The sequence below is a fragment of the Cycloclasticus sp. PY97N genome, assembly GCF_002443175.1.
Taxonomy (GTDB): Bacteria; Pseudomonadota; Gammaproteobacteria; order Methylococcales; family Cycloclasticaceae; genus Cycloclasticus; species Cycloclasticus pugetii.
This window is the reverse complement of record NZ_CP023664.1, coordinates 101,422-126,331: the sequence shown is the minus strand read 5'-3', so window position 1 is coordinate 126,331 and position 24,910 is coordinate 101,422. Positions and strand designations below refer to the sequence as shown.

The window sequence follows — 24,910 nt, the reverse complement described above, 5'->3', positions numbered from 1 at the left end:
TTAGTTTTTGGTTAGGGGGTGAAGACTTTTTTTAGTAAATCGGTTGTTCGGGCTGCAGGGTTTTCACGGATGAGCTTTTCTTGCTCGGCAATTCGTAAAAACATAGCGTCAACCGCTTTTTGTGCAACAAACGTGTCAAGATCCGGTGTTTGTGAGGAAACTAATTGGCCGATCGAGCCTGAGTTAGCGATAAGTTGCTTGTAACTGGCGGTAACACCAGCACTATCTGTTGACTGTTTAACAATGGGTAGGAACTTGTTAAGTAATTGCTCGGAGCTGTGTTGTTTGAAATAGTCAGTTGCAGCGGTATCTGATCCATTGAGAATCTGTGCCGCATCATCAATACTCATGTTTTGAATGGTGTTTGCAAAAATAGTAGCCGCTTCAGGGGCTGCTTGTTCGGCGGCCTTGTTGAGCGTGGCTTGGAAGCTGTCTACTAAACGACCTTGGCCAAGCATTTCCAGTGAAGAGGCAATGGGTTGTAAGCTGCTTGGAATGGGGACCTTTACATCCTCATGGTTCAAGAAACCACCTTCTTGGCTTAAATTGTTAACAGCAACGGTCGTGCCTTTTTTAAGGGCTTCTTTTAGTCCTGCAATAACATCAGTCTGACTTAAATTTGCGGGAAGTTGGCTGGATGTTGGAATGCTGAGCTTGCTGGTATCGATGTCTTTAATAAAATCAAAAAGCCCTGCGTTGACAAGAGGTGTTGTTAATAAAGCGATGATAAACGTCGTTTGTTTTAGCCAATTGTTCATGGAAACGTCTCCTTGTTTTTAAAAACGATATCATATTTCCCCGAACTGAACACAGCCTTAATCAATAATGGCTTATATCGATTTTGATAACGTGGACTTTAAAAAAGGAATGGTCAACTTTCGCTGGGCTGCTAGGCTTGCTTTGTCTAATGTGTTAAGCAAGTTCCAGAGCGTATGCAGATTTCTAGGAAAGTGCGTCATTAAATAGTTAGCGGTTTCACGGTTAAGTTCTAAGCCGAGTTTTTGAGCACGTGCTTGTAAGGCTTGTAGGGTGCTTTCGTCGCTAAGAGGGGCCAAGTTAAGTGGAAGGCCGCTATTTAATCGGCTTTGCAAATCGTTAAGGCTGATCTGAAGATGTTGTGGCGATACCGTGGCGCTTACAATTAAACGCCCAGTTTGCTGTTTAATTTGATTAAACAGGTTAAATAAGGCCTCTTCCCAATCAGCCTTTTCACATAGGATGTCGATATCATCTATACAAATTAGGTCGAGGTTCGCCAAGCCCTCCAGTATTTTTGCCGAGGTGCCCAGTAGCTCTTTTGCTGGCAAATAGCTGGCTGTGCCACCCAGTTGGCTTTGGCGTTGGCAAGCCGATTGTAATAAATGAGACTTACCGGTTCCTATGTCGCCCCAAAGAAAAATAAACGGTTCATCGGCATCTTTTAGGGACTTAATGACCAGTTGATTCTCAGTGGCAATAAAGCTCTCAAAGTTAAACGCTTCTTTTAACTTGAAAGGCAGAGGCAGTTGGGGGTGCATTAATGTTTGCTAATGTGACGAATATATAGAGAGGCGCTAAAAAATACCGTTAAGCTGATGACAATTTCAAGAAGGCCAAGCAGTCGAGTAGTTGAGCTTGCAAACGCTTCGGTTGTGCCATGTATAAAGTACAGCAGGCTTAAGTAAGCCGCCCAGTTAACGGGCTTTTCTTTACCATGTAGAACACCCCTTAATGGTAATAATAATGGGATAACACAGGTGATAAGCACCAAGGCTACTGGGAAGGTTTGTGGTGGCGCGAGTAGGGTGATCCAAGCGGTTATGAAGCCAATTAAGCAAAGGTAGCTGAGTAGTTGCAACCAGTACGCTGCTTTTTTACCGGGTAAAGTCATTATGAATTAAGTTTTTTTGCGAGTAGGGCGATTCTTTTGCCAAGAGCAAGGCATAAGTCAGATTCGTGTTGATCTAGTTTTCGCGAGTTATCAGGGCCTGCTAGATGACTGGCGCCGTATGGTGTGCCACCAGATTGTGTTTCTAACAATGATGGTTCAGAGTACGGTAGCCCGGCCAGCAACATGCCGTGGTGAAGCAACGGTAGCATCATTGATGTGAGCGTTGTTTCCTGCCCCCCGTGAAGACTACTGGTTGAGGTAAAAACGGCAGCAGGCTTGCCAATCAGCGCGCCAGATAGCCACAGGTTGCTAGTACCATCAAGAAAGTATTTTAAGGGTGCAGCCATATTGCCAAATCGAGTCGGGCTACCCAAGATGAGTCCGTGACAGTTTTTAAGGTCGTCTAAGTTGGCGTATAAAGCACCGTCAGCTGGAATATTGTCTTCAGTTGCTTCACAAACGCTAGAAATGGCTGGCACGGTACGAATTTTAGCTTGTACGCCTTCTATGCTTTCCACGCCCCGAGCAATCACACTGGCCATGTTAGCTGTTGCGCCATGGCGACTATAAAATAGAACCAGGACCTCGGTGTTCATTTATAAAATTTCCAGAACGGTTTCAGGTGGGCGGCCAATTGCTGCTTTGCCATTCGCTAAGACGATAGGCCGTTCAATTAAAATAGGGTTCTCCAGCATTGCTGTGATTAACTGTTCATCGCTAAGGCTGTTGTCCTTTAGGTTTTGTTCTTTATAAATGGCTTCGCCTTTGCGCATTAAGTCGCGTGGCTCCATATTGAGCATGCTTAATATGGATTCTAGTTCGGCTCGGCTAGGTGCTTTCTTCAGGTACTCGATAACGTCTGGTTGAACGCCTTTTTCTTCAAGTAGTTGGAGTGTTTGGCGAGATTTGCTGCAACGTGGGTTATGATAAATTTTAATGCTCAACAGAGTATCCTCATGCGTGTTTTCTTGAATTATAAATTATCTGTTAATTTAGGGCAGGCTTTTTCTGCTTTGTGTGCTGCGTGATATGATGGGCGGTAGATTATTAAATAAGAATTCGAAGATGAAATTACCTGATTTTAGCCAAGCGTCAGTACTGGTTGTTGGAGACTTGATGCTGGATAGAAACTGGCAAGGCGATACCTCGCGTATTTCTCCAGAAGCGCCAGTGCCTGTTGTGCACGTTAAAAATGTAGAAGATCGCCCAGGCGGTGCCGGAAACGTTGCGTTAAATATTGCGGGTTTGGATGCGGCAGTGTCAGTTCTTGGTTATACCGGTGATGATGACGCAGCAAGATCGTTAAAAAGTCAGCTAGAAGAAGCAAAAGTAGTGTGTCAGTTTATGACACTGGCTAATCAGCCAACGATTACCAAATTACGCATTTTAAGTCGTCATCAGCAATTGATTCGTTTGGACTTTGAAGACAGTTTTCATGATTTGCCGGCAGAGGCCTTACTAGAACACTATACAGCGGTACTTGCCTCGCATGATGTGGTGATTTTGTCAGATTATGGCAAAGGAACGCTGGCGTCTGTAACACAACTTATTGCTGCGGCAAAAGCAGCAGGTAAAAAAGTATTAATAGACCCGAAAGGAACAGACTTTAGCAAATACCGAGGGGCCACGTTAATTACCCCAAATTGGAGTGAGTTTCAAGCCGTGGTAGGTGAATGTGAGAGTGATGAGGATGTCGTTATTCGTGGCGCTGCCTTGCTTAATGAGCTAGAGCTGGAGGCGTTATTGGTTACCCGTGGTGACAAAGGCATGACCTTATTGCAGCCGCAACAGCCGCCGATTCATTTACCAACGCAGGCGCAAGAAGTGTTTGATGTGACGGGCGCAGGTGATACGGTTATTTCAACATTAGCAGCATGCTTGGCTGCGGGCTCAAGTTTTTCAGAAGCCACCGTATTGGCTAATCAAGCAGCCGGCTTAGTGGTGGCTAAATTAGGCACGGCATCGATTACTCAGCAAGAGTTGCAGGCGACTTTGCACACCTTAGAAGACATGCCTCGCGGCTATGTTAGTGCAGATGAGTTGTCAGAAGCGATTTCAACAGCGCGCTTGAATGGCGAAAAAATTGTACTAACAAACGGTTGCTTTGATATTTTACACCCAGGACATGTGCGGTATTTGCAGCAAGCAAAGGCGTTGGGTGATCGGTTAATTATTTTAGTGAATGATGATGCCTCGGTGTCTCGCTTAAAGGGCCCTGAGCGGCCGATTAATAATTTAGCAACACGTGCAGAAATGTTGTCCGCATTAGCGTGTGTAGATTGGGTTTGCGCTTTTTCAGAAGATTCACCACGCGAGCATATTTGTCGCATTTTGCCTGATGTGTTGGTGAAAGGTGGCGACTATCAACGAATTGAAGATATTGAAGGACATGATTGTGTTGCCAAGGCAGGTGGTTCTACCTATGTGCTGGATTATGTGGATGGTTGTTCAACGACCAATTTGATTAAAAATATACGCGATACAAGCGATAAAAGGTAAACGAAGATGATAATCGTAACAGGTGGTGCAGGGTTTATTGGCAGCAATATAGTGCAAGGTTTAAACGCTAGAGGTATTAGCGACATCTTAGTCGTTGATGACTTAAAAGACGGCACAAAATTTAAGAACATCGTGGATGGCCGGATTGCCGACTATATGGATAAAGATGATTTCTTAGATAGTGTATTAGGCGGGGACCTCGACGGGGTTAAGATTGAAGCGCTTTTCCATCAAGGCGCCTGCTCATCTACAACTGAGTGGGATGGTCAGTTTATGATGGAAAACAATTATGAATACTCGAAAACCCTTTACCATTTTTGCCAAGAAAATAAGGTGCCGTTTATTTATGCATCCAGTGCCTCGGTTTATGGCGGTGGGCGTGTTTTTAAGGAAGACTTATCCAACGAAGCGCCACTGAATGTGTATGGTTATTCTAAATTCTTGTTTGATCAATATGTCAGAGCACAAGACGCATTAAGCCCGCAAGAGGCCAGAAGCCAAGTAGTTGGACTGCGTTATTTTAATGTATATGGCCCCCGTGAACAGCATAAAGGAAGCATGGCGAGTGTAGCGTTTCACTTAAATAATCAACTACTTGAAAAAGGTGAAATCAAACTTTTCGCTGGTTGTGATGGTTATGCAGATGGTGAGCAAGTACGTGACTTTGTTTATGTGACGGATGTGGTTGACGTGAATTTATGGTTTTTGGATAACCCAACGGTGTCTGGAATTTATAATTGTGGCACGGGTAAGAGCCAACCTTTTAATGATGTAGCGAAAGGCGTACTGGATTATCACCAAAAAGGCAGCCTAAGTTACATTCCTTTTCCCGACCATTTGATTGGACATTATCAAAGCTTTACAGAGGCAGACTTAACGGCGTTAAGGGCGGCCGGTTGTGATGTTAGATTCAAAACCGTGGCTGAAGGAGTAAAGTGTTACATGGAATGGTTAAACGCCGGTTAGTTTAATGCGACTGGCGTACTCAGTCTTATTGTACTTACTGACCCCGTTTTTTATTTTACGGCTGTTAATCCGTGGGCGCAAAGCACCGGCATACTTAAACCGTTGGGCAGAACGTTTTGGTTGGTATAAAAAAGGTCAGCCGCAAGGGGTTATTTGGTTCCATACCGTGTCTGTCGGTGAGGCAGAGGCAGCTTTTGCACTGATTGATAAAATTGCAGCTGCTTATCCAGATAAGCCAATTTTGGTTACTACAACCACGCCAACGGGCTCTGCGCGAGTAAAGGCATTTTTAGGTTATCGTGTTCATCATGTGTATTTGCCTTACGATTTGCCGGATGCGATGTGGCGCTTTTATCGGTGTTTTAAACCAGCCATAGCGATTATTCTAGAAACAGAAATTTGGCCAAATATGCTTCACCAAGCGCAGAAAAATGCTGTGCCGTCTATTATTGTTAACGCACGACTTTCTGAAAAGTCTGCAAAGGGGTATGCAAAACTAGGTGCTTTTATGGTGCAAACATTGGCGAATATTACGCATGTCTGTGCGCAAACTGAGGCGACCTTAGAGCGGTTCGTTGATCTCGGTTTAAATAAAAATAATATCAGTGTGCCAGGTAATATTAAGTTTGATCTAGAAATGTCAGCCCATCTGTTTGAAGAAGCAGAGGTCATCAGGCGAGATTGGTTTCAACAGCGCCCTAGTTGGATAGCTGCCAGTACGCATGAAGGCGAAGATGAAATAGTATTGGATGCTTTTTCTCAAATTAAAAAACAGTTACCGAATAGCTTGTTAGTTTTGGTGCCTCGGCACCCAGAGCGATTTAACACCGTTGCAAAATTGTGTGAAAAACGTGGTTATACCGTGACGCGACGAAGCGAGCAAAAATCATCGCCAGTAAAAACAGACGTGTTTTTACTGGATACCTTGGGTGAATTGAAACTGTACTATGCAACCGTTGATGTTGCATTTATTGGTGGTAGTTTCGTGCCAACTGGTGGGCACAATATGCTTGAGGCGGCGGCTCATTCAGTGCCGGTTCTTTTTGGTCCATTTGTACATAACTTCACCGAAATTAGTGAGTGCTTATTAAAAAAAGGCGCTGCGATTCAAGTGATGGGTGCGGACGAACTTGCATTACAAGTGGTTGACTTACTCGAGCACCCTGAGCAACGAGATCAGATGGGAATGAAGGGCCTTCGTTTTGTTGAGCAAAACAAAGGCGCGGTGGATAAAGTGGCAGAGCGTATTGTCAGTATCGTTAATGCGTCTCGTTAGTAGCCGCTTTAAAGTACTTTCATCAGGTATTTTTTGCCTGATCTTAACAATGAGTATTGCGCGTTTTTCCTATACGCCAATGATCCCTATCATGTTTGAACAGGCTGGATTAACCAAGGTGCTAGCGGGTTGGTTGGCGACTATAAATTATGTGGGTTATATGTTGGGTGCGTTAACAGCGACATTAGTTGGAAACCTCGTTGTTAAAGACCGGATTTACCGGCTAGGCTTACTGCTTGCGATTATGACAACAATAATGATGGGGCTGTCTGATAACCCTTGGGTTTGGGGTGTTTCGCGCTTTGTTGCGGGTTTTAGCACGGCCGCCGGGTTGTTAATTGGCGCAGGCCTAATGTTAAATTGGTTGATTAGGCATCACCATCGAAGCGAGATGGGTATTCACTTTTCTGGGATAGGGTTAGGAATAGTACTTGTAGCTTTATTACTTGAATACTCGAAGTCAGTCAGCTGGTCAGAGCAATGGTTGCTGCTCGGTTTTGTTGGGACGGGGTTAGCTATTCCTGCATGGCGATGGTTACCGCCTCCAGCTACAAGCAAGCTAACAGAAAAAGGGCAGCTTCTTGATGATAAACCACCCAGTAAGCGGTTCTTGGGGCTTATGTTGTTGGTGTACTTTTGCGCAGGTTTTGGCTTTGTTATTAGCGCAACGTATATTGTGGCAATAGTCGAGAATCAGCCTGCTTTGAAGGGGCAAGGTGAAATTGCATTTCTTGTATTGGGCGCCTGTGCCGCGCCAGCGTGCATTATCTGGGATTTAATTTCAAGAAAAACGGGTATTTTGAATGCGCTGCTATTTGCATTTTTGATACATGCGGTAGGTATCGTGCTTCCCGCGTTGAGCGATACATTGCTGTTTGCTTTATTAAGTGCTGCTTTGTATGGTTTTACTTTCGTGGGTATCGTAAGCATTGTGTTGACAATGGCGGGCCGATTTTACCCGACAAAGCCGGCAAAGCTGATGGGTATGTTAACGATGAGTTATGGTGTTCCGCAGATTATAGCGCCCACTATCGCAGGCTATTTAGCAGCATCAACGGGTGATTATAATGCCTCATTATTTATGGCCAGTGGCTGCGTTTTGTTCGGTTCAGCTGTTATTTGGCTGATCAAAAAATGGGCTATTAAAGACATGGCGTTACTTAATGCAACGCCATGATGCTTATGTAGCTAGTGTTCTTTATTACGGCTAATAATGAGCGGTGTCTAGTGTGCTAGCCAGTTGTTGATTATGCCAAGGTCGGCCTCAGAAAGGGTTCCAGCATTGTTTTTAAGGTTTAAAATATTAAGAATATAGTCTTTTTTCGCAATGCTTAGTTCAAGTTTTGCTCGTGATAAGTTACTTTGCGCATCAAGCACATCAACGATGGTGCGGGTCCCTACTTCTAAGCCAACTTCATTTGCATCTAAAGAGCTTTTGTTTGAAACAATGGCTTGCTCTAAGGCTTGGATGCGTTTTAGGTTGGCCGTAACGCCCCTAAATGCGTCACGCGTTTTTCTTAGAGTGGTGCGTTGTAATGATTGTAAGATATCTAACGATTGTTGATGGTTAAACGCTGCCTGCCTTGTTAGTGAGCTGGTTCTTCCGCCCGCAAATAAAGGCACATTTAGTTCTACGCCAATGCTATCGGATTCATTTCTTAAGCCAGTTCCAAAGCTGCCACCGCCGGTTTCAGCATATTGGTGAGAAGCGACTAGATCTACAGTAGGGTAGTGGCCTGCGCGCTGTAGCTCTATTTCTTTTTTAGCAATGTTGACATCGTATTTAGCTACTTCCAGTGATAGGTTTTGCAGGGCAGCAAACTCTTCCCAGCGATTGATATCATTCGGTTCAGGCGCAGATAAGGGGAAACTAGAGGCTAAATGAGCCAGTACTAATTCGTCGGTTTGGATAATCTCTCGAAGTGACTCTTGTGCAGAATACAGGTCATCTTGTGCAGCAATTTGAGTTGCAATAGACAAATCATATCGAGCTTGGGCGTTATGTACGTCAGTGATCGCGATAAGGCCAACTTCAAAGCGAGCTTGTGCTTGCTCAAGCTGACGGGTGAAAGCATTAACATCGTCGTTTGCTAAGTTTAAGGCTACTTCGGCTTGAAGGCTGTTAAGGTAACGTTCGGTTAAACGTAAAATTAGTGCTTGTTGCGCAATTTCATATTCTACTTCGGCTCTAGAAACCTGTTTATTAGCTTGCTTGTAGCGAGTGTAGTTGGCCCAATTAAAAAGAGGCTGTCTTAGGGAAACTGCAAAGCCCTCATCACGGAATTGGTCTGTGCTTTTCCCCGTTCCCGAAAAACTACTTTCACTTTCTTGGCGGACATCGTTAGACAGCGCCGATGCGTTAATGCTAGGTAGTAACCCAGCTAAAGCCTGTGGGCTTGCTTCTTTTGAGGATAGCAACTGGTTATAAGCAGCATGAATGTCAGCATCATGTTGAAGAGCACGTTTGTAGGCCGTCATCAAATCGATAGGTTGGGCGATGCTTAAAACAGGGAAAATACAAAGAGCGAGACTTGGAAGAAGTTTTTTCAAAAAAATCATGTTGGTAAAGAGACTAGTAGTAACAGCCAACACTTTAGCATGTTGGGCAGGTTCTTAACCATCTTCATTCCGTGTTTTTAATGTAAATGTGACGGGTCCGTCATTGCATAAAGTAACTTGCATATCGGCAGCAAATTCACCGCATGAAACAGCGGCATATTGTTGTTTTGCATAACGCGTAGTAAATTCGAACAACGGCTTTGATAGTTGAGGTGCTGCAACGCAGCTAAAACTGGGGCGAGCGCCTTTTTTGGTATTGGCCGCTAAGGTGAACTGTGGGATCAGTAATAAACCACCGTTAATATCTTTTAAGCTTAAGTTCATTTTACCGTTTTTATCGGCAAAAATCCGATACGATAAAATACGATCAATCAATTGCTTTGCTTCGGTTTCGCTATCGTTTTCCTTAATGGCGACAAGGGCGACGATGCCTTGGCCAATTTCACCAATGAGGCAATCATTAACGGTAACCTTGGCATAAGTGACGCGTTGAATAACGGTTAGCATGAGCAGGTTATGATAAGTGTTTAAAAAAATCTGCATAGCTGTCGCTAATAACAGCTAGTGAGAAAGCGGCATTTGCAGGGCTAGGATTGGGTGATACGTAAACGGGTTTGGCGTTAATCGTCCAAGATTGCAGGCCCCAGCTGGTGGCAGATGGTTTGCCTTCGCTGTATTGCAGGTATTTTTGACAGGTTAATTTACCGTGGAACCAAACTATGTCGGGCTGTGTATCGTCGATGAGTTGCTGTAGTCGAGAGCTACCGTTACGGTAGTCAAGGGCTTTTAAGTCGCCACAGCCAGCGGTTGGGCGCTTTACTAGGTCAGTAAAGCCAATTCGGTATTTAGTGTGTAGGTATTGGCAGCCTTTAAAACTGGCCTCGATATGTTCATCAAAAAAACCGCACTGATTGAGTGCTTTCCAAAATCGGTTTCTGGGGTTGGCAAAGTAAAACCCTGCCTTAACAGACGGAATAGAAGGGTTTAACCCAACTGACAAAGCGGCTAATGGGGCGCTAAGTAGGTCTGGCAAGGTTTCCATTAGCTTAATAAGTTGGCATAGAATTATCGACCTGAGCGGCCCAAGCATTAACACCGCCGGTCAAGTTAATAACATCGGTAAAGCCATTTTGGAGCAAAAACTGAGCTACTTGTTGGCTTCTCATTCCATGATGGCAGATAGTAATAATAGGGCTGTCTTTTGGCAGTTCATCTAGACGATTAGGGATGCTCTGCATTGGTATTAAATGGCTGTTTGGTAGATGACAATATTCAAACTCGTTAGGCTCTCTAACATCAAGCAAAAATAAGGAGTGATTAGGTTGCTCAAGCAGTGAGCTTAGTTCAGTAGCAGAAATTTTTTTCATATGGGTAATAAAGCCTTTTTTATTGGAAATTAATTATAGCAGTGTGTGATAAGATGAAGGCTACCCTAATATCAATACACGTGCATCAAAGAGGTCGTTATGAGCGCCATTCCAGAAGAATTCCAGAAGAAAACCGAAGCATTGCAGCAGGCAGCTATAACGCCTTTGCCAAATTCAGAAAAAGTTTATATTAAAGGCTCGCGTGATGATATCAACGTGCCGATGCGTAAAATATCATTAGCGGATACAGCGTCTAGTTTTGGCGCAGAAAAAAACCCAGATGTGTATGTTTATGATTGTTCGGGTGTCTATACAGATCCAGATGCAACGATTGATTTGCGTAAAGGGTTGCCGAATGTGCGTTTACCGTGGATTTTAGATAGGAATGATACCGAGCTGCTAGAAGGGCCCAGCTCAACTTTTGGCCAAGAACGGCAAAACGATCCAGCGTTAGCAAGCTTACGTTTTGAGCATATCCAAGCACCTCGACGAGCGAAAGCGGGCGCAAACGTTAGCCAAATGCATTATGCGAAAAAAGGCATTATCACGCCTGAAATGGAATACATAGCGATTCGTGAAAACATGAAGCGTTCTGAAATTAACGCAGAGCAACACCCCGGCGAATCCTTCGGCGCAAGTATCCCTGAGCAGATCACAGCAGAATTTGTGCGTGACGAAGTTGCACGTGGCAGAGCGATTATTCCAGCGAATATTAACCACCCTGAAGTAGAGCCAATGATTATAGGCCGTAACTTCTTGGTTAAAATTAACGGTAATTTAGGTAATTCAGCGGTGACTTCTTCGATTGAAGAAGAAGTTGATAAGATGGTATGGGGCATTCGATGGGGCGCGGATACCATCATGGACTTATCAACCGGTAAAAATATACATGAAACACGTGAGTGGATTTTGCGTAATTCCCCTGTGCCGATTGGTACGGTGCCGATTTATCAAGCCCTTGAAAAAGTAAACGGTAAAGCAGAAGATTTAACGTGGGAAATTTTCCGCGATACTTTGATTGAACAAGCAGAACAAGGCGTTGATTACTTTACAATCCACGCAGGCGTTTTACTACGTTATGTACCGATGACAGCTAAGCGGACGACCGGCATTGTGTCACGCGGTGGTTCTATTATGGCGAAATGGTGTTTAGCACACCATAAAGAAAACTTTTTATATACGCATTTTGAAGATATCTGCGAAATCATGAAAGCGTATGATGTGTCATTTTCATTGGGCGATGGGTTGCGCCCTGGCTCCTTGGCCGATGCAAACGACGAAGCTCAGTTTGGTGAACTAGAAACGTTAGGTGAACTGACGAAAATAGCTTGGAAGCACGATGTGCAAACAATGATCGAAGGTCCTGGTCACGTTCCTATGCATATGATCAAGGAAAACATGGATAAGCAGCTAGAGTGCTGTGATGAGGCGCCTTTTTATACCCTCGGCCCTTTAACAACCGATATTGCACCGGGCTATGACCATATTACATCGGGCATTGGTGCTGCGATGATTGGCTGGTTTGGTTGTGCGATGCTCTGTTATGTTACGCCTAAAGAGCATCTGGGTTTGCCGAATAAAGAAGATGTTCGAGTGGGGATTATTACCTATAAAATTGCTGCACATGCGGCGGATTTAGCCAAAGGTCACCCCGGTGCACAAATACGAGATAATGCCTTATCAAAAGCGCGATTTGAATTTCGTTGGGAAGATCAGTTTAATCTTGGTTTAGACCCGGACAGAGCACGTGAATATCACGACGAAACCTTACCTAAAGACTCTGCCAAAGTTGCCCACTTCTGCTCCATGTGCGGGCCACACTTTTGCTCGATGAAAATTAGCCAAGATGTGCGCGATTATGCAGCGAATAAAGGCATAGATGCTCAAGATGCGTTGGCTGAAGGGATGGCTGAAAAAGCAGGCGAGTTTAAAAGCAAAGGTGCCGAGCTATATAAGAAGGTTTAACATCTTCTCATAATAGCGCAGAGATCCTGAGCAATCAAAATTCGGCTAGCTTTTTGAAGGAGCTAAATGTTTAGGCTGGCGTTGTTATTAGCTGGCCTAACCAGAGTAAGTTGATTAATCGCTTGAGGCTGAGTCATGGCTGAAATGGATCTTGCTGCTAAGCCGGTTCTTGTTGCTCTGGTATTAGCAACGCTGGTAATGCTAGAAATGCTAGCGCCGATGTTTCGATTTTATGATGCTGTCAAACCACGGTTGAGGCATGATGCGGCTAATATTTTATTAGGTGTTTTAAATGCGGCTATAGCGAGTGTTTTGTTCACGGGTTTGGTGTTGTCAGTCACAACATGGGCAGTGGGCCATTCGTTTGGCCTATTAAATTGGCTGACATTAAACCCCTACCTTGAGTTATTAATTGCTCTGTTGTTATTCGATTGCTGGCAATATTGCTGGCATAGACTCAATCATGCAATTCCCTTTTTATGGCGATTTCATGCTGTCCACCATTCGGATGCGGCAATGGATGCCAGTTCAGCGCTGCGGTTTCATAGCGTAGAGATAATATTTTCAAGCGCTCTGCGTTTATTGGTGTTGCCAATCATTGGCTTAAGCGTAGAGCAGTTGCTAATTTATGAGTTGATAGCGTTACCGATTATTTTAATTCATCATAGTAATGTTGCTGTTCCAGCTACGCTGGATAGATTATTACGTGTCATTATTGTTACGCCTCATGTTCATTGGGTTCACCACTCGCACTTGCAAAACGAAACAGATTCCAATTACGCCAGTGTGTTATCCATTTGGGATAGGGTTTTTGCTAGCTTTTGTTTGCGAGATGATCCTCAAAAGATACGGTTTGGTTTAGGCGATAGATTTGATCAAACGCGGTGGGATCAATTTATTGGGCAGTTAAAACAACCCTTTAATTCAGCCTTATATGAACAAAGAGAAAGCAGTCTTAAAAAGTAATTTGAATAAGTGCTTGTTTGGCTTAGCGAGGGATTTGTCGGCTAACAATAGCCAGCCAAGGTTGTTGTTCTTGTGGTTTCCCTTCGGGGCGATAGTAGTGCGTTAATATCTCGAACCCGGCTTGCTCCAAAAAAGCTTTACTGTCCTCTAGCTCTTGGTAATGCCCGTAACGCTGACCTTGCCAGCCTTCAGCGTTACCGCGTGGATTAGACGTAAATAGAATGCCATTTGGGCGTAAGCACTGATGCAACTTATTCAATACATTTAAAAGTTGTGAGCTTGGCACATGAAACATTGATGCATTGGCGAAAACTCCATCAAAATGTTCAAAGGGCAACGTCATCGTGGCAAAGGTTTGATTAAGTGTTGGGCAGCCGCTGTACTGTGTGGCCATTTTGCAAAAGGTTGGCGAGCCATCTAGGCCTATTGGAACGTGCCCTAAGGATTTAAAGTGTTTTAAATCTCTGCCGGGACCACAGCCAAAATCAAGTATATTAAGGGTTTTGTCTTTTGGAAGAGCGGCTAAGAAGGCCTTAATGTTTTGCGAAACATCATGATCTTTTGTGCCACTCCAAAAAGCGTCTGCATTATGTTCATAATGCTTTATGGTTGTGGTTTCTTTAGCGCTGATGTCGTCCATTTGTTTATTCCAAAGTTTTTGCTGTCATTTGTCAATCGAGGCAACTTAAATAACGAACGGGGCGTTGGTTTATGAAAGGTTGTTATTTTTTGTCTGTTTCAATGAAACTGGTGTCGGGTCAGTATAAAATATTCACATGGATATTACACATATATTAGATGGGCTTAACGATGCTCAGCGAGATGCAGTGAGTGGCCCAGAAAAGGCCGCACTTATTTTAGCAGGGGCAGGCAGTGGTAAAACGCGTGTGCTGGTGCATCGAGTTGCCTGGCTGATGCAGGTTGAAGGTGTTTCGCCGTATAGTATTTTGGCGGTAACGTTTACTAATAAAGCGGCAGGTGAAATGCGTGAGCGTGTGCAATCGATGCTAAAAACACCGGTTGGTGGCATGTGGATTGGCACCTTTCATGGGATCGCCCATCGTTTATTAAGAATGCATGCTCAAGAACTGGGCTTACCAGATGCGTTTCAGGTGCTAGATTCAGATGATCAATTTCGGATGATTAAGCGTTTGCTTAAATCAATGAATGTGGATGATTCACGCTGGCCACCTCGCCAAGTCCAATGGTTTATCAATGCACAAAAAGACGAAGGTAAACGAGCGAAACATATTGCGCCGTCGAGTGATCATTTTGAGCAAAAAATGTTAGAGATTTATGCAGAATATGAACAAGTTTGTCAGCGCTCTGGGCTGGTCGATTTTGCTGAATTATTACTTAGAGCACATGAGTTATTACGTGATAACGATGCGGTAAGAGCACATTATCAGCAGCGTTTTAAACATGTGTTAGTCGATGAGTTTCAAGATACCAATACCATTCAATATGCTTGGTTACGGCTACTCACAGAAGAATCTGAAAACTTATATGTAGTGGGTGATGACGATCAATCTATTTATGGTTGGCGTGGTGCAAAGATTGAGAATATTCATCGTTTTCAAAAAGATTATGCTGAACATAAGGTGGTGCGTTTAGAGCAAAATTACCGTTCCACCAGTACCATCCTAAAAGCAGCCAATGCCATTATTGTTAATAACGATGGGCGGATGGGTAAAGAGTTATGGACCGATGGTGAGGAAGGCGAGTTAATCTCTTTGTATTCGGGCTATAACGATCAGGATGAAGCGCGCTTTGTTGTTGATAGAATTAAAGACTGGGTGACGAATGGGCACAGTCGTGAAGAAGCCGCTATTTTATATCGCTCCAATGCTCAGTCGCGCTTATTTGAAGAGTATCTAATGGCTGCCGGTATTCCTTACCGTGTGTATGGTGGTTATCGTTTCTTCGAACGGTTAGAAATTAAAAATGCATTAGCCTATATGCAACTGGCGACTCATCACGATAATGATGCGGCATTTGAGCGCATTGTTAATACGCCAACACGCGGGCTAGGTACGCGTACGCTAGATATTATTCGTGAGCAAGCTCGTGGGAAAAGCATAAGCCTTTGGCAGGCAGCAAATGAGTTATGTGAGGAAGCGGCGTTAACTGGTCGAGCATTAAATGCATTGACGGGCTTTTTAGCCTTGATTCGTCAACTGGTTGTTGATATGGCGTCGATGAGCTTACATGAAAAAGTTGAACAGGTAATTAGCCGTTCTGGTTTGATTGAGCATCATAAAAAAGAAAAAGGCGAGAAGGGCGAAGCACGAGTAGAAAACTTAGAAGAGCTTAGCAATGCAGCGCGTCAATTTGCCTATGAGGCCGATGAAGCTGAAGAGTTGAGTGAGTTAGACTCATTTTTAGCACATGCTGCTTTAGAGGCTGGTGAAGCTCAAGGTGATAAATTTGAAGACTGCGTTCAATTGATGACCCTGCATTCGGCAAAAGGCTTGGAGTTTCCACTGGTCTTTATGGTTGGTATGGAAGAAGGCTTGTTTCCTAGTCAGCGCTCGGTTGATGATGCAGCGAAACTAGAAGAAGAGCGACGGCTAGCCTATGTTGGTATTACACGAGCAAAGGAGAAGTTGTATTTGACCTCTGCAGAATCGCGTCGTTTACATGGGCAAGAAAGCTATCCGATGCCGTCTCGTTTCATTAGGGAAATTCCTGCTGAGTTAATGCAGGAGGTTCGTTTAGGCACTCGTGTAACACGCCCCGTAGTAAGCAATCAACAAGCTAGTTTTAGTGATGAATCAGCCGTTGGTTTTAAAATGGGCGAGCATGTCGTGCATGCAAAATTCGGCGAAGGTGTGGTGTTGAATATTGAAGGCAGTGGTGCGCAAGCGCGAGTGCAGGTTAATTTTTCTTCAGCGGGTAGTAAATGGCTAATGCTTGCCTATGCGAAATTAGATAAAGTTTAGCCTTAAAACGCCCCAGCTTATGTTCAATAAGCTGGGGGAATAGCTATTAATTTAAAATGGGTAGTGCACGTGGTTTGGTGCAACTGTAACCCAGCGTAATTCGGTAAACTCATCAATCACTGCACGGCCATCGAAGCGTCCATAACCGGTTGCTTTAGTACCGCCGTACGGCGCTTGAGCTTCGCCATTAACAGTTGCGCTGTTAATGTGACAAATGCCCGATTCAATATGTTTTGCCATTTTCATCGCTCTTGGGAAGTCGCGGCTGAAGACAGAGGCCGATAAACCGTATTCCGTATCATTTGCAACAAACAGTGCTTGTTCATCGTCTTTAACGCGAATAATAGAAATAACCGGACCAAAAGACTCCTCGTGATAGGCGCGCATGTCAGCAGTAACATTATCTAAAATAGTGGCAGGCATCGATGCGCCCTCTGCTGTTCCGCCAGAAACAACGTTGGCGCCTTTGTCTGTTGCATCTTTAACAATACTGTTTAAGCGCTCACCGGAGGACGAGTCAATCAGTGGGCCAACAATGCACATTTCGTTGCCGGGTTCCGCTGGATTGCCCATGGTCAGTTGTGCGGTAGCGGCAGCAAATTTTTCTATAAATTCATCAGCCACTTTTTCATCTACGATGATACGGCCTGTTGTCATGCAAATTTGACCTTGATATAAGAAGCAACCAAACACAGCCGCTCTAACCGCTTCGTCAATATTGGCATCGTCTAGAATCACTAGCGGAGACTTTCCGCCTAACTCAAGCAAACAGCGTTTTAAATGCTTTGCTGCTTGCTGGGCAATAATGCTGCCGACACGAGTAGAGCCTGTGAAGTTAATGCGGCGGATGGCTGGGTGTGCAATCAATGCTTCAGTGATTTGAGGTGCGTCTTCAGAAGCATGTGTGATAACGTTTAAAACACCTGCTGGTAAACCTGCCTCAAACAGCGCTTCGCAAACCAATAGATGCGTTTTTGGGCTGACTTCAGAAGCGCGAAAGACAACCGTATTACCAAATGCAATAGGGTAAGCAATGGCTCTAGCTGCTAACGCTACAGGGCCATTCCAAGGTGCCATACTTAACACAACACCAACGGGTTGGCGGAATGTCATAGACAGTGTGTCAGGCTTATCCGTTGGGATTGTTTCACCCTGTACTTGGGTTGTTAAGCCTGCGGCTTCACGGAATAAACCCGCTGCCATCATTACGTTAAAGCCAGACCATAAGGCGGATGCGCCCACTTCGGCCGCCATGGCTTGAATAATATCATTCGTTTTGCTTTCTAGGATGTCGGCTGCTTTGAGTAATAAAGCGCGACGCTCGGTTGGGCCAGTTTCTGACCAAGTCTTAAAAGCAATAGCAGCGGTTTCAGCTGCTTTGTTTGCATCGTCAATGGTTGCAGCAGCACCTTGAGAAACAACGTTGCCAGTGAGTGAATTTAGGCGTTCAAATGTTGCGCCATTTGAGGCGTCTACGGCCTCATTATTGATGATAAGTTGGGTTTTCATAGTGTTCCGTTGTTATTATATAAGCATTTAATTATGAATGTTTTTTTCAATGACTACAAATGAATTTCGAGAAAAAGATAGCTAATCGATATTCATGTGTTTGTATGCTCGCAAAGGCTTAGTGCTTATGCAAGAACAATCTTAAGATTAAGCTGACGAATACATGACATAACAAGGGCTTGCCCGTAAACCTAGAGCTAGACCGTTATTTTTGTGTGTTGAACGACGCGCCCAATGCTCAATAGATGGGATTTATGTGGAATATATGATTGAGATCAAGAAATACATGATTGTTAGCACTTTAAGGGTGTTTTTCTTGAGAGAAAATTAGGATTATTTGTCTACATTAGTGGGTATGGAATGAATATAGAAAAAGGAGTTAATCATGCTTACATATGAAGATTGTGTCGAATTGAGTGGTCTCACCAATGAAGAAATAGAGGCTATCGCAGAGCATGAACATGTGCCAAACATTGTAGCGTTAGAGCTAGGGCATTACTTGCTTGAAACTGAAGCTGGCGTTCCAGCAATTAAAGAGATTATCTTAGACGATATCCATGAGGCAGAAGCGTGCGGTAACCTTGTGCAAAGTGCCAAGCTCAAGTTAGTGCTTCAACACTTTGTTAGCCAGCACCCTTATCATGAAGTTGGGCAATAACCCGTTGGTTGGGCACTGGCATAAAAGGTCGTTTTGAGACGTAGATATGGCCTAAAAAGGCATAGGGTATTGTCTTCTAATGGTTTTAATTCCCTCGTTAACTTCATCAGATAGCGTTAGGCCAATAGACGCAATATTGCTTTTTAATTGCTGCATACTGGTAGCACCAATTAAATTAGAGCTAACAAAAGGTTGCTGATTAACAAAGGCTAACGCCATTTGGCAAACATCAAGCTGATGTTTTTTAGCTAGCGCGATATAGGCTTCAATAGTGGCATCTGTTTGTGCGTTAGCACGATGTTCAACACGCGAATCAATAGCTAAACGGGTGCCTTCAGGCATAGCGCCGTTAAGGTATTTTCCGCTGATTAAACCACGGGTTAAAGGCGACCAAGCGAGTAAGCTGCAATCTTCATGTAGACTAATTTCACTAAGGTCTGGCTCAAAGTGCCTAGCCATTAATGAGTATTCATTTTGAATCGATACCATACGTGGCAACTGATGTTTTTCAGACAACTCTAGCCATTTAGAGGTGCCCCAAGCAGTTTCATTTGATAGACCCACATGGCGAATTTTGCCTGCCTTAATAAGCTCATCCATGGTTTCAAGAACTTCAATGAAGTTGTCTTCAACCGCTTGTTTGTCAAAGTTAGGAGCGTAGTCCCAAATTTGACCAAAGTGGTAAGAACCGCGGTTTGGCCAATGCAGTTGATAAAGGTCGATGTAGTCGGTTTGTAAACGTTTTAAACTGTCTTCAACGGCTAATAGAATATTTTTACGGTCAATAAAGTTGTTGCCCTCACGTACCCACTCCATACCTGGCCCGGCAATTTTTGACGCAAGGATCACCTTGTCGCGATTTTTACGTGAGGCAAACCAGTTACCAATAATAGTTTCAGTTTTGCCGTAGGTGTCAGGTGTTGGTGGAACAGCATACATTTCAGCGGTATCAAAAAAATTGATGCCCTGAGTGAGAGCATAATCCATTTGCTCAAACCCTTCTTCTTGCGTGTTTTGACGGCCCCACGTCATGGTGCCAAGGCCAATTAAACTAACGTTAAGATCGGTTCTACCCAGTTGTCTGTATTGCATAGTGAGGTCCTGTTTTTTTAATGTCTATTCATCTTATCGACCCAAGCCATGCCAATGGCTGATAGGACGAAAGTAATATGCAGAATAACGTACCACATCAGTTTATCGTTGGCGATATGCTCGGCATTCATAAACTTTTGAAGTAAATGGATTGAAGAAATTGCGACGATTGAGGCGGCTACCTTTTGTTTCAACGAGCCAGAATCTAATTTGCCAAGCCAAGACAGCTTTTCGGCACCTTCTTCAATATCAATTCGCGAAACAAAGTTTTCGTAACCACTGAGCATCACCATAATAATTAGCCCACCCACCAAAGACATATCAACTAGCGAAAGAATCACCAGCACCATGTCCGATTCTGTAGTGGATAAAATAATGGGGAAAAAGTGAAAAGCTTCTTGAAAAAATTTGATAGATAATAAAATCAGAGCAAGGCTTAAACCAAGGTAGATAGGGGCGAGTAGCCACCTTGAGGCATAAAGTATTTTTTCTAGGCGTTGTTCAATACGCTGCATAAGATTGAATTGGGATCAGTGATAAAAAAGTTAGTATACATGGATTAAGTCTAGTTTTTAACACTTCTCTCTATGGTGTATTGTCGGTAATATAGATAGCTAGTGGGTTCAATTTTAGGGGGTTAAAAGCGCCATTATTTTGTGCGTTTTTTAGCGAGCAAGGCCTCATTACACTAAAATATCTTACACTGGGCAGATTTGGTGTTTATATTCAAGAAAACGCTTGTTAAATGATAGATGGCAAAACAGGGTGCTATTGTTATTAAGATGAATATCTTGGCAGTTAATCAATAAAAAGCAGTCGCGAGCTGCATTAAAGAGTCAATGGAGAACATATAAATGAAACGTCGTGATGTACTGAAATCATTTGGCAGCGGTATGGTCGCAGCCACGTCACTCGCTGTGGGTGGAAAGGCCTTAGCTGCCAAGCCAGAATTTAAATGGAAAATGGTAACAACATGGCCCAAAAACTTTCCCGTATTAGGCACAAATGCTAATTATTTAGCAAAAACCATAGAGGAAATGTCTGGGGGGCGTATTCGTATCAAAGTGTATGGTGCCAACGAACTGGTCCCTGCTTTTGAAGCCTTTGACGCAGTGTCTCGTGGCACTGTAGAAATGGGTCACGGTGCGCCGTATTATTGGAAAGGCAAGAGTGAAACGGCGCAATTCTTTTCCGCCATCCCTTTTGGAATGACAGCACAGGAAGTTAACGGTTGGTTGTATTACGGCGGCGGCCTTGCGTTATGGGAGGAGCTGTACGACCGATTTAACCTAGTGCCTATGGCAACGGGTAATACAGGTGTTCAAATGGCCGGCTGGTTTCGTAAAGATATTAACTCTGTGGATGACTTGAAAGGTTTAAAAATGCGTATTCCTGGTCTAGGTGGCGAAGTGTTAAGCCGTGCAGGTGGAACGCCCGTCAGTATGCCAGGCGGTGAAATCTTTACCTCACTGCAATCAGGTGCTATTGATGCTACCGAATGGATTGGGCCTTATAACGACTTAGCCTTTGGTTTGTATAAAGCAGCAAAAAACTATTATTACCCTGGTTGGCATGAGCCTGGCTCAACGCTAGAAACATTTGTTAATAAACAGACCTTTGAGTCGTTACCGAAAGATTTGCAAGCCATTGTAAAACACGCATGTAAAGACGCTAGTATGGACATGATTTCAGAATTTAGCGCAAAAAATAATGCAGCATTAGACACCTTAGTAAATAAGCATCAAGTCAGTGTTAAAGCCCTACCGGATGATGTGCTGAAAAAACTTCACTGGCTATCCAATGAAGTGGTACAGGACATTGTAGATAGAGATGCGTTCTCACAAAAAGTTTATGCCTCGTATAGTAGCTTTCAGCAGCAAGCGATTAAATGGTCGGATGTGTCAGAGTATGCATACATGCGGGCTAGGGGGTTAGGAGCTTAACGTTTCATACATCAACTGAGCTGAAAGAATGAAACTAATTTTAAAAACTTGCGCCGCATTTTTTAATGCACTGTTTGAGTAATGTTTTAACGAAAAAGGCTAATGATTATGAATGATTCGTCTGAAAATAAAGAGTCTGATAAACGAGCAGGGGAGATAAATGCTGATAGGGCTTATCGAGAGTTGCATTTGACGCTTGGTAAAGAAACCATTCAGCAGGTGGTTAGCAGTTTTTATGACCTCATCAAAGTGCATCCAACGCTTGGTGGTTATTTTTCTGAGGTGAAAGATTGGGACGAGCTTAAACAACGAATAGGCCATTTTTGGTGGATTGATTTAGGCGGTGAGCGTTATCGTGAAGATATTTATAACCCCCATGCTGTACACCGCTATTTAAAAATTCCACCAAGCCTGGTTGATGATTGGGTGGCGTTATTCTCGCGTAATTTATATGAGCACTTGCCAAAGAAGTACGCAGACATTTGGCTTGTCCGTGCTACTAAAATGGCAGAGTGGATTCGTACTGATTTGCAGCAACATCAAGAGTCTTAGTGCTCGTTTAGGGCGTTAACCTCCTTAGCGATATAACCAGTTTTTAAGCAAGCGTGTGACTGCTGGCATAACAAGGTAGGTCATCAGTAAGACTTGTCCCACCACCATAATGGCAAGTTTTAGTATGGGCGTTAAGGTTGACAGCCAAGGCGCAAATACTTGGTTAATGGTTACTAATAAAGAAAATACCACGACCATTAGCACTAGGGCCATTTTGTGCCGGTTAGGTGCGGCGCTACTGGGCACTTCTGGCAAGGTAAACCAAAATTCTAACCCAGAAACTTTCTTTATTTTTGTACTGCCTTCAATAAGCCCTTTTTCATCAAGCTCATCTAAAAAGCGCTGCCTTTGTTCAGACTCTTCCCATTTTTTTTGGTGTGCATAGGAATTAAAACCAACAATAAGCACATAATCACCGCCTGTTTGTGCAGATGGCTTTAGGATGTGCACACCTTGGTGCCCGGGAAATTTAGTGGCCACCTCAGAAAGCCGGTGTAGCCAGTCTTCATACTGTTGTTCTGCGCCTTTTTTTACCTTGCGTGCAATTGAAACGGTAACGGCGGTATTGTCTGTGTCAGCCATTATTAACTAGTACGTTGCCAAATACTCAGCTGACTAAAGCTGTGCTGAAATTTTCGACTGGTATCGCGAATAACAAAGGGCACATCGGTGGGGTCGTTAACTAATTTAAAATGCTCACCTAAGTGATCTTTTAAGCCTTCTAAGGTGGAATACGGCTCGCCATCTTTACGAATGCCGCCTAACCAGTTTTCTTTAGGCGTGAACTCTTCCAGCCATGTGTATGGTGAAGCAATGGCCAATAGGCCGCCGACGTTAATTCTGTGGCGAATATCATTTAGGAAAACGGCGGGTGTGCGTAAACGGTCAATAAGGTTAATGGCCAGTACTAAGTCATAATTGGTAAATTGTGGTTTTAGGTTGGTAGCATCACCTTGAAAAAACTCAATATTGTCGCGATTGTTGCTAAGGCCAATGTGCTCTAAAGTTTGTTCATGATAGGAGACTATTTCACCTTCTTCGATTAGCTCATAATGAATTTTGCCTTTTTGCTGCATTTGATGAGCAATGCGGATAAAGCGCGCAGAAAAGTCGATGCCAGTGACCGCATCAAAATGTTGTGCCAGTTCAAAAGAAGCCCTGCCAACGGCGCAACCTAAATCAAGTGCGCGAGTGGTGGGTTTATCTTGCAGTTGCTCCAAACATAATTGAACACAATGAGCAGAAAGGTCTTTTACATCAAAGTAAGTCGGGCCGTAATGAAAGTGGCAATACTGAGAGACAGCGGTATCGGTTTCGTACATAGCAGATGGTTTTTCCATAGGTTGTGTTGATTCTACATAGCGGAATCCCGCATGTTGATAAAAGTGGCGCCTAAAGGCATAGCGTGCGTGTTTGGTGGCCTCGTTGCCGGTTGAAATCCAACAGCCGCCTTTAATTAAATTGTGTTGTGTGTCAAAGGTGGGGGTGGAAAAATCGTCATATAACGGGTGAACTTCAAAGCCATCAAAGCCACTGATGGGTGTTTCTGTCCATTGCCATGCGTTGCCGATTAAGTCGTGAAATTCGCCAAAGGCAAAGTGATCAACTGGGCAGGCAGATGCCCAATGTTCCAGATTAATGTTGCCGGGTGCTTGTTCCCACTCTGGTTGGTCAGGAATATTGTGAAGCTGGTGTAAGTGTTGCCATTGCTCCTCGGTGGGTAGGCGAATAGGTTTTCCTTTCTTTTCGCTAAGCCAGTTACAAAACGCTTTTGCTTCTAAGTAATTGACCTCTGCTGGCCAGTTCCAAGGCATTTCTTGCTCTTCTAATAAGGTGCGAAGAAGGTAGCGATCATCTTTTTGTATCCAAAAAAGCGGGTGTTCGGGTTTTTTATATTGCACCCAGTTCCAGCCTTCTTCGGTCCAAAATCTTTTTTGGTGATAGCCGTTGTCTTTTATGAAGCTGAGAAACTCAGCATTAGAAACAAGGTACTTACTGGCGGAAAACTCCTCAATATCGACAACTTTTTCACCGTATTCGTTATCCCAGCCATAGGTTTTGTGGTTTTTATCTTTACCAAGTTTAATGCGCCCACTTTCAACATTAAGCAGTTCATTACTAGGGGCTTCTCCTACATGAGGGCAAACATTCCAAGTACTATGTTGCTGCAAATGTTCAAGCGGCATTTGGCGAATAATGGCGGAAGAGGTTTCAATATGGATACGTTGGTGCTCAATGCCCATAAGAATAGGCCAAAACGGGCTTTCCCAAGTGATCGGAAGTTCGAGCGGTAGGGTGCTTATAAGTGAATCAATCAGTGTTAAGACGGTTTGTCGGTACGTCTGTACCTCGCTAATGATAGGCCAATCGTAATTGGCCTCATTCAAGTCATCCCACGACATTTCATCCACACCGACGGCGAAGATTGATTCAAAGCGCGGGTTAACACGCCGTTGGATCAGCGAGGCAAGGCTGAGTTTATTGATGAAAAAAGTAGCAGTATGGCCGTAATAAAAAACAAGAGGGTGGCGGAGAGATTCAGGCCTTAAATAAAAAGCCTCATCATGTTTTAGTGTGCTGTATAACTGTTCTTCTAGCTGAAATGTTTTGTGTAGGTAGTCGCGAATTTCTTCTCTTTTTTGTTCAACGGACCCTGTGTTCAGCAAAACTGTTTTAGTTATTTTTACGTCATGATTAATTTCTTCTGCTACGGATGACATGTTTCCCCTCGTTGGTTACATTCCTT

General features: G+C 43.7%; 25 protein-coding genes. 10 read left to right on the top strand and 15 right to left on the bottom strand.

Annotation, left to right across the window (positions count from 1 at the left end):
* Positions 1 to 11 precede the first annotated feature (11 nt).
* From CPC19_RS00640 to arsC, 5 genes are all read right to left on the bottom strand, one after another.
* On the bottom strand, positions 12 to 758 hold the full coding sequence (locus tag CPC19_RS00640; protein WP_015004980.1) for a DUF4197 domain-containing protein: 747 nt from the start codon (positions 756 to 758) through the stop codon (positions 12 to 14).
* Positions 759 to 830: 72 nt separating this feature from the next.
* Positions 831 to 1,517 carry a DnaA regulatory inactivator Hda gene (hda, locus tag CPC19_RS00635; protein WP_015004981.1) on the bottom strand — a complete coding sequence of 229 codons (687 nt, stop codon included), beginning with the start codon at positions 1,515 to 1,517 and terminating at the stop codon, positions 831 to 833.
* Positions 1,517 to 1,870 (bottom strand): DUF2069 domain-containing protein, encoded by a 354-nt coding sequence (locus CPC19_RS00630; protein WP_015004982.1) that lies wholly within the window; start codon positions 1,868 to 1,870, stop codon positions 1,517 to 1,519. The genes hda and CPC19_RS00630 overlap by 1 nt, the downstream gene beginning before the upstream one ends.
* Entirely contained in the window at positions 1,870 to 2,466 is a 597-nt protein-coding gene (gene wrbA, locus CPC19_RS00625; protein ID WP_016390370.1) for an NAD(P)H:quinone oxidoreductase, read from the bottom strand. Before wrbA ends, CPC19_RS00630 begins: the two co-directional genes overlap by 1 nt.
* Positions 2,467 to 2,814 (bottom strand): arsenate reductase (glutaredoxin), encoded by a 348-nt coding sequence (gene arsC, locus CPC19_RS00620; RefSeq protein ID WP_015004984.1) that lies wholly within the window; start codon positions 2,812 to 2,814, stop codon positions 2,467 to 2,469. It lies immediately after the preceding gene.
* A gap of 121 nt (positions 2,815 to 2,935) precedes the next feature.
* On the opposite strand from arsC, the gene hldE reads away from it, so the two are divergent.
* Genes hldE through CPC19_RS00600 form a run of 4 tightly spaced genes read left to right on the top strand, consistent with a single transcriptional unit; the run spans position 2,936 to position 7,788 of the window.
* The gene (gene hldE / locus CPC19_RS00615; RefSeq protein ID WP_015004985.1) at positions 2,936 to 4,369 is read left to right on the top strand and encodes a bifunctional D-glycero-beta-D-manno-heptose-7-phosphate kinase/D-glycero-beta-D-manno-heptose 1-phosphate adenylyltransferase HldE; all 1,434 of its coding nucleotides are present in this window, start codon (positions 2,936 to 2,938) and stop codon (positions 4,367 to 4,369) included.
* A 6-nt stretch (positions 4,370 to 4,375) separates the two neighbouring features.
* Positions 4,376 to 5,335 (top strand): ADP-glyceromanno-heptose 6-epimerase, encoded by a 960-nt coding sequence (gene rfaD / locus CPC19_RS00610; RefSeq protein WP_016390371.1) that lies wholly within the window; start codon positions 4,376 to 4,378, stop codon positions 5,333 to 5,335.
* A 4-nt stretch (positions 5,336 to 5,339) separates the two neighbouring features.
* Positions 5,340 to 6,611 (top strand): lipid IV(A) 3-deoxy-D-manno-octulosonic acid transferase, encoded by a 1,272-nt coding sequence (waaA, locus tag CPC19_RS00605; protein WP_016390372.1) that lies wholly within the window; start codon positions 5,340 to 5,342, stop codon positions 6,609 to 6,611.
* Positions 6,583 to 7,788 (top strand): YbfB/YjiJ family MFS transporter, encoded by a 1,206-nt coding sequence (locus CPC19_RS00600; protein WP_236610530.1) that lies wholly within the window; start codon positions 6,583 to 6,585, stop codon positions 7,786 to 7,788. The genes waaA and CPC19_RS00600 overlap by 29 nt, the downstream gene beginning before the upstream one ends.
* A 47-nt stretch (positions 7,789 to 7,835) precedes the next feature.
* Here the strand turns inward: CPC19_RS00600 and CPC19_RS00595 are convergent, their stop codons facing one another.
* From CPC19_RS00595 to CPC19_RS00580, 4 genes are read right to left on the bottom strand one after another with little or no spacing between them, the layout of a single operon-like run.
* Positions 7,836 to 9,170, bottom strand: coding sequence for a TolC family outer membrane protein (locus CPC19_RS00595; RefSeq protein WP_035850705.1), 1,335 nt, complete (start codon positions 9,168 to 9,170; stop codon positions 7,836 to 7,838).
* Positions 9,171 to 9,224: 54 nt separating this feature from the next.
* Positions 9,225 to 9,677, bottom strand: coding sequence for a D-aminoacyl-tRNA deacylase (gene dtd, locus CPC19_RS00590; RefSeq protein ID WP_020931856.1), 453 nt, complete (start codon positions 9,675 to 9,677; stop codon positions 9,225 to 9,227).
* Positions 9,678 to 9,684: 7 nt separating this feature from the next.
* Positions 9,685 to 10,212 (bottom strand): mismatch-specific DNA-glycosylase, encoded by a 528-nt coding sequence (locus CPC19_RS00585; protein WP_016390376.1) that lies wholly within the window; start codon positions 10,210 to 10,212, stop codon positions 9,685 to 9,687.
* Between the two features lie 4 nt (positions 10,213 to 10,216).
* Positions 10,217 to 10,537, bottom strand: a complete 321-nt coding sequence (locus tag CPC19_RS00580) for a rhodanese-like domain-containing protein (protein ID WP_015004992.1) — start codon at positions 10,535 to 10,537, stop codon at positions 10,217 to 10,219.
* 99 nt (positions 10,538 to 10,636) lie between these two features.
* On the opposite strand from CPC19_RS00580, the gene thiC reads away from it, so the two are divergent.
* A complete protein-coding gene (thiC, locus tag CPC19_RS00575; protein WP_016390377.1) occupies positions 10,637 to 12,502 on the top strand; it encodes a phosphomethylpyrimidine synthase ThiC in 1,866 nt (621 codons plus the stop codon).
* A 135-nt stretch (positions 12,503 to 12,637) separates the two neighbouring features.
* Positions 12,638 to 13,468 carry a sterol desaturase family protein gene (locus tag CPC19_RS00570; RefSeq protein WP_016390378.1) on the top strand — a complete coding sequence of 277 codons (831 nt, stop codon included), beginning with the start codon at positions 12,638 to 12,640 and terminating at the stop codon, positions 13,466 to 13,468.
* Positions 13,469 to 13,490: 22 nt separating this feature from the next.
* On the opposite strand, the gene CPC19_RS00565 is transcribed toward CPC19_RS00570, so the two are convergent.
* Complete coding sequence (locus tag CPC19_RS00565) at positions 13,491 to 14,108, bottom strand: bifunctional 2-polyprenyl-6-hydroxyphenol methylase/3-demethylubiquinol 3-O-methyltransferase UbiG (RefSeq protein ID WP_016390379.1); 618 nt, start codon at positions 14,106 to 14,108, stop codon at positions 13,491 to 13,493.
* 136 nt (positions 14,109 to 14,244) lie between these two features.
* On the opposite strand from CPC19_RS00565, the gene uvrD reads away from it, so the two are divergent.
* Positions 14,245 to 16,410 carry a DNA helicase II gene (gene uvrD / locus CPC19_RS00560; protein WP_016390380.1) on the top strand — a complete coding sequence of 722 codons (2,166 nt, stop codon included), beginning with the start codon at positions 14,245 to 14,247 and terminating at the stop codon, positions 16,408 to 16,410.
* Between the two features lie 51 nt (positions 16,411 to 16,461).
* On the opposite strand, the gene CPC19_RS00555 is transcribed toward uvrD, so the two are convergent.
* Positions 16,462 to 17,919, bottom strand: coding sequence for an aldehyde dehydrogenase (locus CPC19_RS00555; RefSeq protein ID WP_016390381.1), 1,458 nt, complete (start codon positions 17,917 to 17,919; stop codon positions 16,462 to 16,464).
* Between the two features lie 385 nt (positions 17,920 to 18,304).
* Between CPC19_RS00555 and CPC19_RS00550 the strand changes: the two genes are divergently transcribed.
* Positions 18,305 to 18,577: a hypothetical protein gene (locus tag CPC19_RS00550; protein WP_016390382.1), complete on the top strand. Its 273-nt coding sequence runs from the start codon at positions 18,305 to 18,307 to the stop codon at positions 18,575 to 18,577.
* A gap of 51 nt (positions 18,578 to 18,628) precedes the next feature.
* Here CPC19_RS00550 and CPC19_RS00545 read toward each other — a convergent pair whose 3' ends face one another.
* Both CPC19_RS00545 and CPC19_RS00540 read right to left on the bottom strand, forming a co-directional pair.
* Positions 18,629 to 19,669: an aldo/keto reductase gene (locus tag CPC19_RS00545; protein WP_016390383.1), complete on the bottom strand. Its 1,041-nt coding sequence runs from the start codon at positions 19,667 to 19,669 to the stop codon at positions 18,629 to 18,631.
* Positions 19,670 to 19,686: 17 nt separating this feature from the next.
* Entirely contained in the window at positions 19,687 to 20,175 is a 489-nt protein-coding gene (locus tag CPC19_RS00540) for a TIGR00645 family protein (RefSeq protein ID WP_026362537.1), read from the bottom strand.
* A 348-nt stretch (positions 20,176 to 20,523) separates the two neighbouring features.
* Here CPC19_RS00540 and CPC19_RS00535 point away from each other — a divergent pair, with 348 nt between their 5' ends.
* Complete coding sequence (locus CPC19_RS00535) at positions 20,524 to 21,612, top strand: TRAP transporter substrate-binding protein (protein ID WP_016390384.1); 1,089 nt, start codon at positions 20,524 to 20,526, stop codon at positions 21,610 to 21,612.
* Positions 21,613 to 21,720: 108 nt separating this feature from the next.
* Positions 21,721 to 22,164, top strand: a complete 444-nt coding sequence (locus CPC19_RS00530) for a group III truncated hemoglobin (RefSeq protein WP_016390385.1) — start codon at positions 21,721 to 21,723, stop codon at positions 22,162 to 22,164.
* Between the two features lie 24 nt (positions 22,165 to 22,188).
* Here the strand turns inward: CPC19_RS00530 and CPC19_RS00525 are convergent, their stop codons facing one another.
* Together CPC19_RS00525 and ovoA are read right to left on the bottom strand one after the other, a co-directional pair.
* Entirely contained in the window at positions 22,189 to 22,746 is a 558-nt protein-coding gene (locus CPC19_RS00525) for an antibiotic biosynthesis monooxygenase (RefSeq protein ID WP_016390386.1), read from the bottom strand.
* A gap of 2 nt (positions 22,747 to 22,748) precedes the next feature.
* Complete coding sequence (gene ovoA / locus CPC19_RS00520; RefSeq protein ID WP_016390387.1) at positions 22,749 to 24,884, bottom strand: 5-histidylcysteine sulfoxide synthase; 2,136 nt, start codon at positions 24,882 to 24,884, stop codon at positions 22,749 to 22,751.
* Positions 24,885 to 24,910 lie beyond the last annotated feature (26 nt).

Bases quoted from the DNA above. Each gene is read 5' to 3' on its own strand.
- CPC19_RS00535 (WP_016390384.1), top strand. From the start codon at position 20,524: ATGAAACGTCGTGATGTACTGAAATCATTTGGCAGCGGTATGGTCGCA.
- CPC19_RS00550 (WP_016390382.1), top strand. From the start codon at position 18,305: ATGCTTACATATGAAGATTGTGTCGAATTGAGTGGTCTCACCAATGAA.
- ovoA (WP_016390387.1), bottom strand. From the start codon at position 24,884: ATGTCATCCGTAGCAGAAGAAATTAATCATGACGTAAAAATAACTAAA.
- CPC19_RS00585 (WP_016390376.1), bottom strand. From the start codon at position 10,212: ATGGAAACCTTGCCAGACCTACTTAGCGCCCCATTAGCCGCTTTGTCA.
- CPC19_RS00565 (WP_016390379.1), bottom strand. From the start codon at position 14,108: ATGGACGACATCAGCGCTAAAGAAACCACAACCATAAAGCATTATGAA.
- rfaD (WP_016390371.1), top strand. From the start codon at position 4,376: ATGATAATCGTAACAGGTGGTGCAGGGTTTATTGGCAGCAATATAGTG.
- waaA (WP_016390372.1), top strand. From the start codon at position 5,340: ATGCGACTGGCGTACTCAGTCTTATTGTACTTACTGACCCCGTTTTTT.
- CPC19_RS00525 (WP_016390386.1), bottom strand. From the start codon at position 22,746: ATGGCTGACACAGACAATACCGCCGTTACCGTTTCAATTGCACGCAAG.
- hda (WP_015004981.1), bottom strand. From the start codon at position 1,517: ATGCACCCCCAACTGCCTCTGCCTTTCAAGTTAAAAGAAGCGTTTAAC.
- CPC19_RS00630 (WP_015004982.1), bottom strand. From the start codon at position 1,870: ATGACTTTACCCGGTAAAAAAGCAGCGTACTGGTTGCAACTACTCAGC.
- CPC19_RS00570 (WP_016390378.1), top strand. From the start codon at position 12,638: ATGGCTGAAATGGATCTTGCTGCTAAGCCGGTTCTTGTTGCTCTGGTA.
- CPC19_RS00530 (WP_016390385.1), top strand. From the start codon at position 21,721: ATGAATGATTCGTCTGAAAATAAAGAGTCTGATAAACGAGCAGGGGAG.
- wrbA (WP_016390370.1), bottom strand. From the start codon at position 2,466: ATGAACACCGAGGTCCTGGTTCTATTTTATAGTCGCCATGGCGCAACA.
- uvrD (WP_016390380.1), top strand. From the start codon at position 14,245: ATGGATATTACACATATATTAGATGGGCTTAACGATGCTCAGCGAGAT.
- dtd (WP_020931856.1), bottom strand. From the start codon at position 9,677: ATGCTAACCGTTATTCAACGCGTCACTTATGCCAAGGTTACCGTTAAT.
- CPC19_RS00580 (WP_015004992.1), bottom strand. From the start codon at position 10,537: ATGAAAAAAATTTCTGCTACTGAACTAAGCTCACTGCTTGAGCAACCT.
- CPC19_RS00555 (WP_016390381.1), bottom strand. From the start codon at position 17,919: ATGAAAACCCAACTTATCATCAATAATGAGGCCGTAGACGCCTCAAAT.
- CPC19_RS00545 (WP_016390383.1), bottom strand. From the start codon at position 19,669: ATGCAATACAGACAACTGGGTAGAACCGATCTTAACGTTAGTTTAATT.
- thiC (WP_016390377.1), top strand. From the start codon at position 10,637: ATGAGCGCCATTCCAGAAGAATTCCAGAAGAAAACCGAAGCATTGCAG.
- hldE (WP_015004985.1), top strand. From the start codon at position 2,936: ATGAAATTACCTGATTTTAGCCAAGCGTCAGTACTGGTTGTTGGAGAC.
- CPC19_RS00640 (WP_015004980.1), bottom strand. From the start codon at position 758: ATGAACAATTGGCTAAAACAAACGACGTTTATCATCGCTTTATTAACA.
- CPC19_RS00595 (WP_035850705.1), bottom strand. From the start codon at position 9,170: ATGATTTTTTTGAAAAAACTTCTTCCAAGTCTCGCTCTTTGTATTTTC.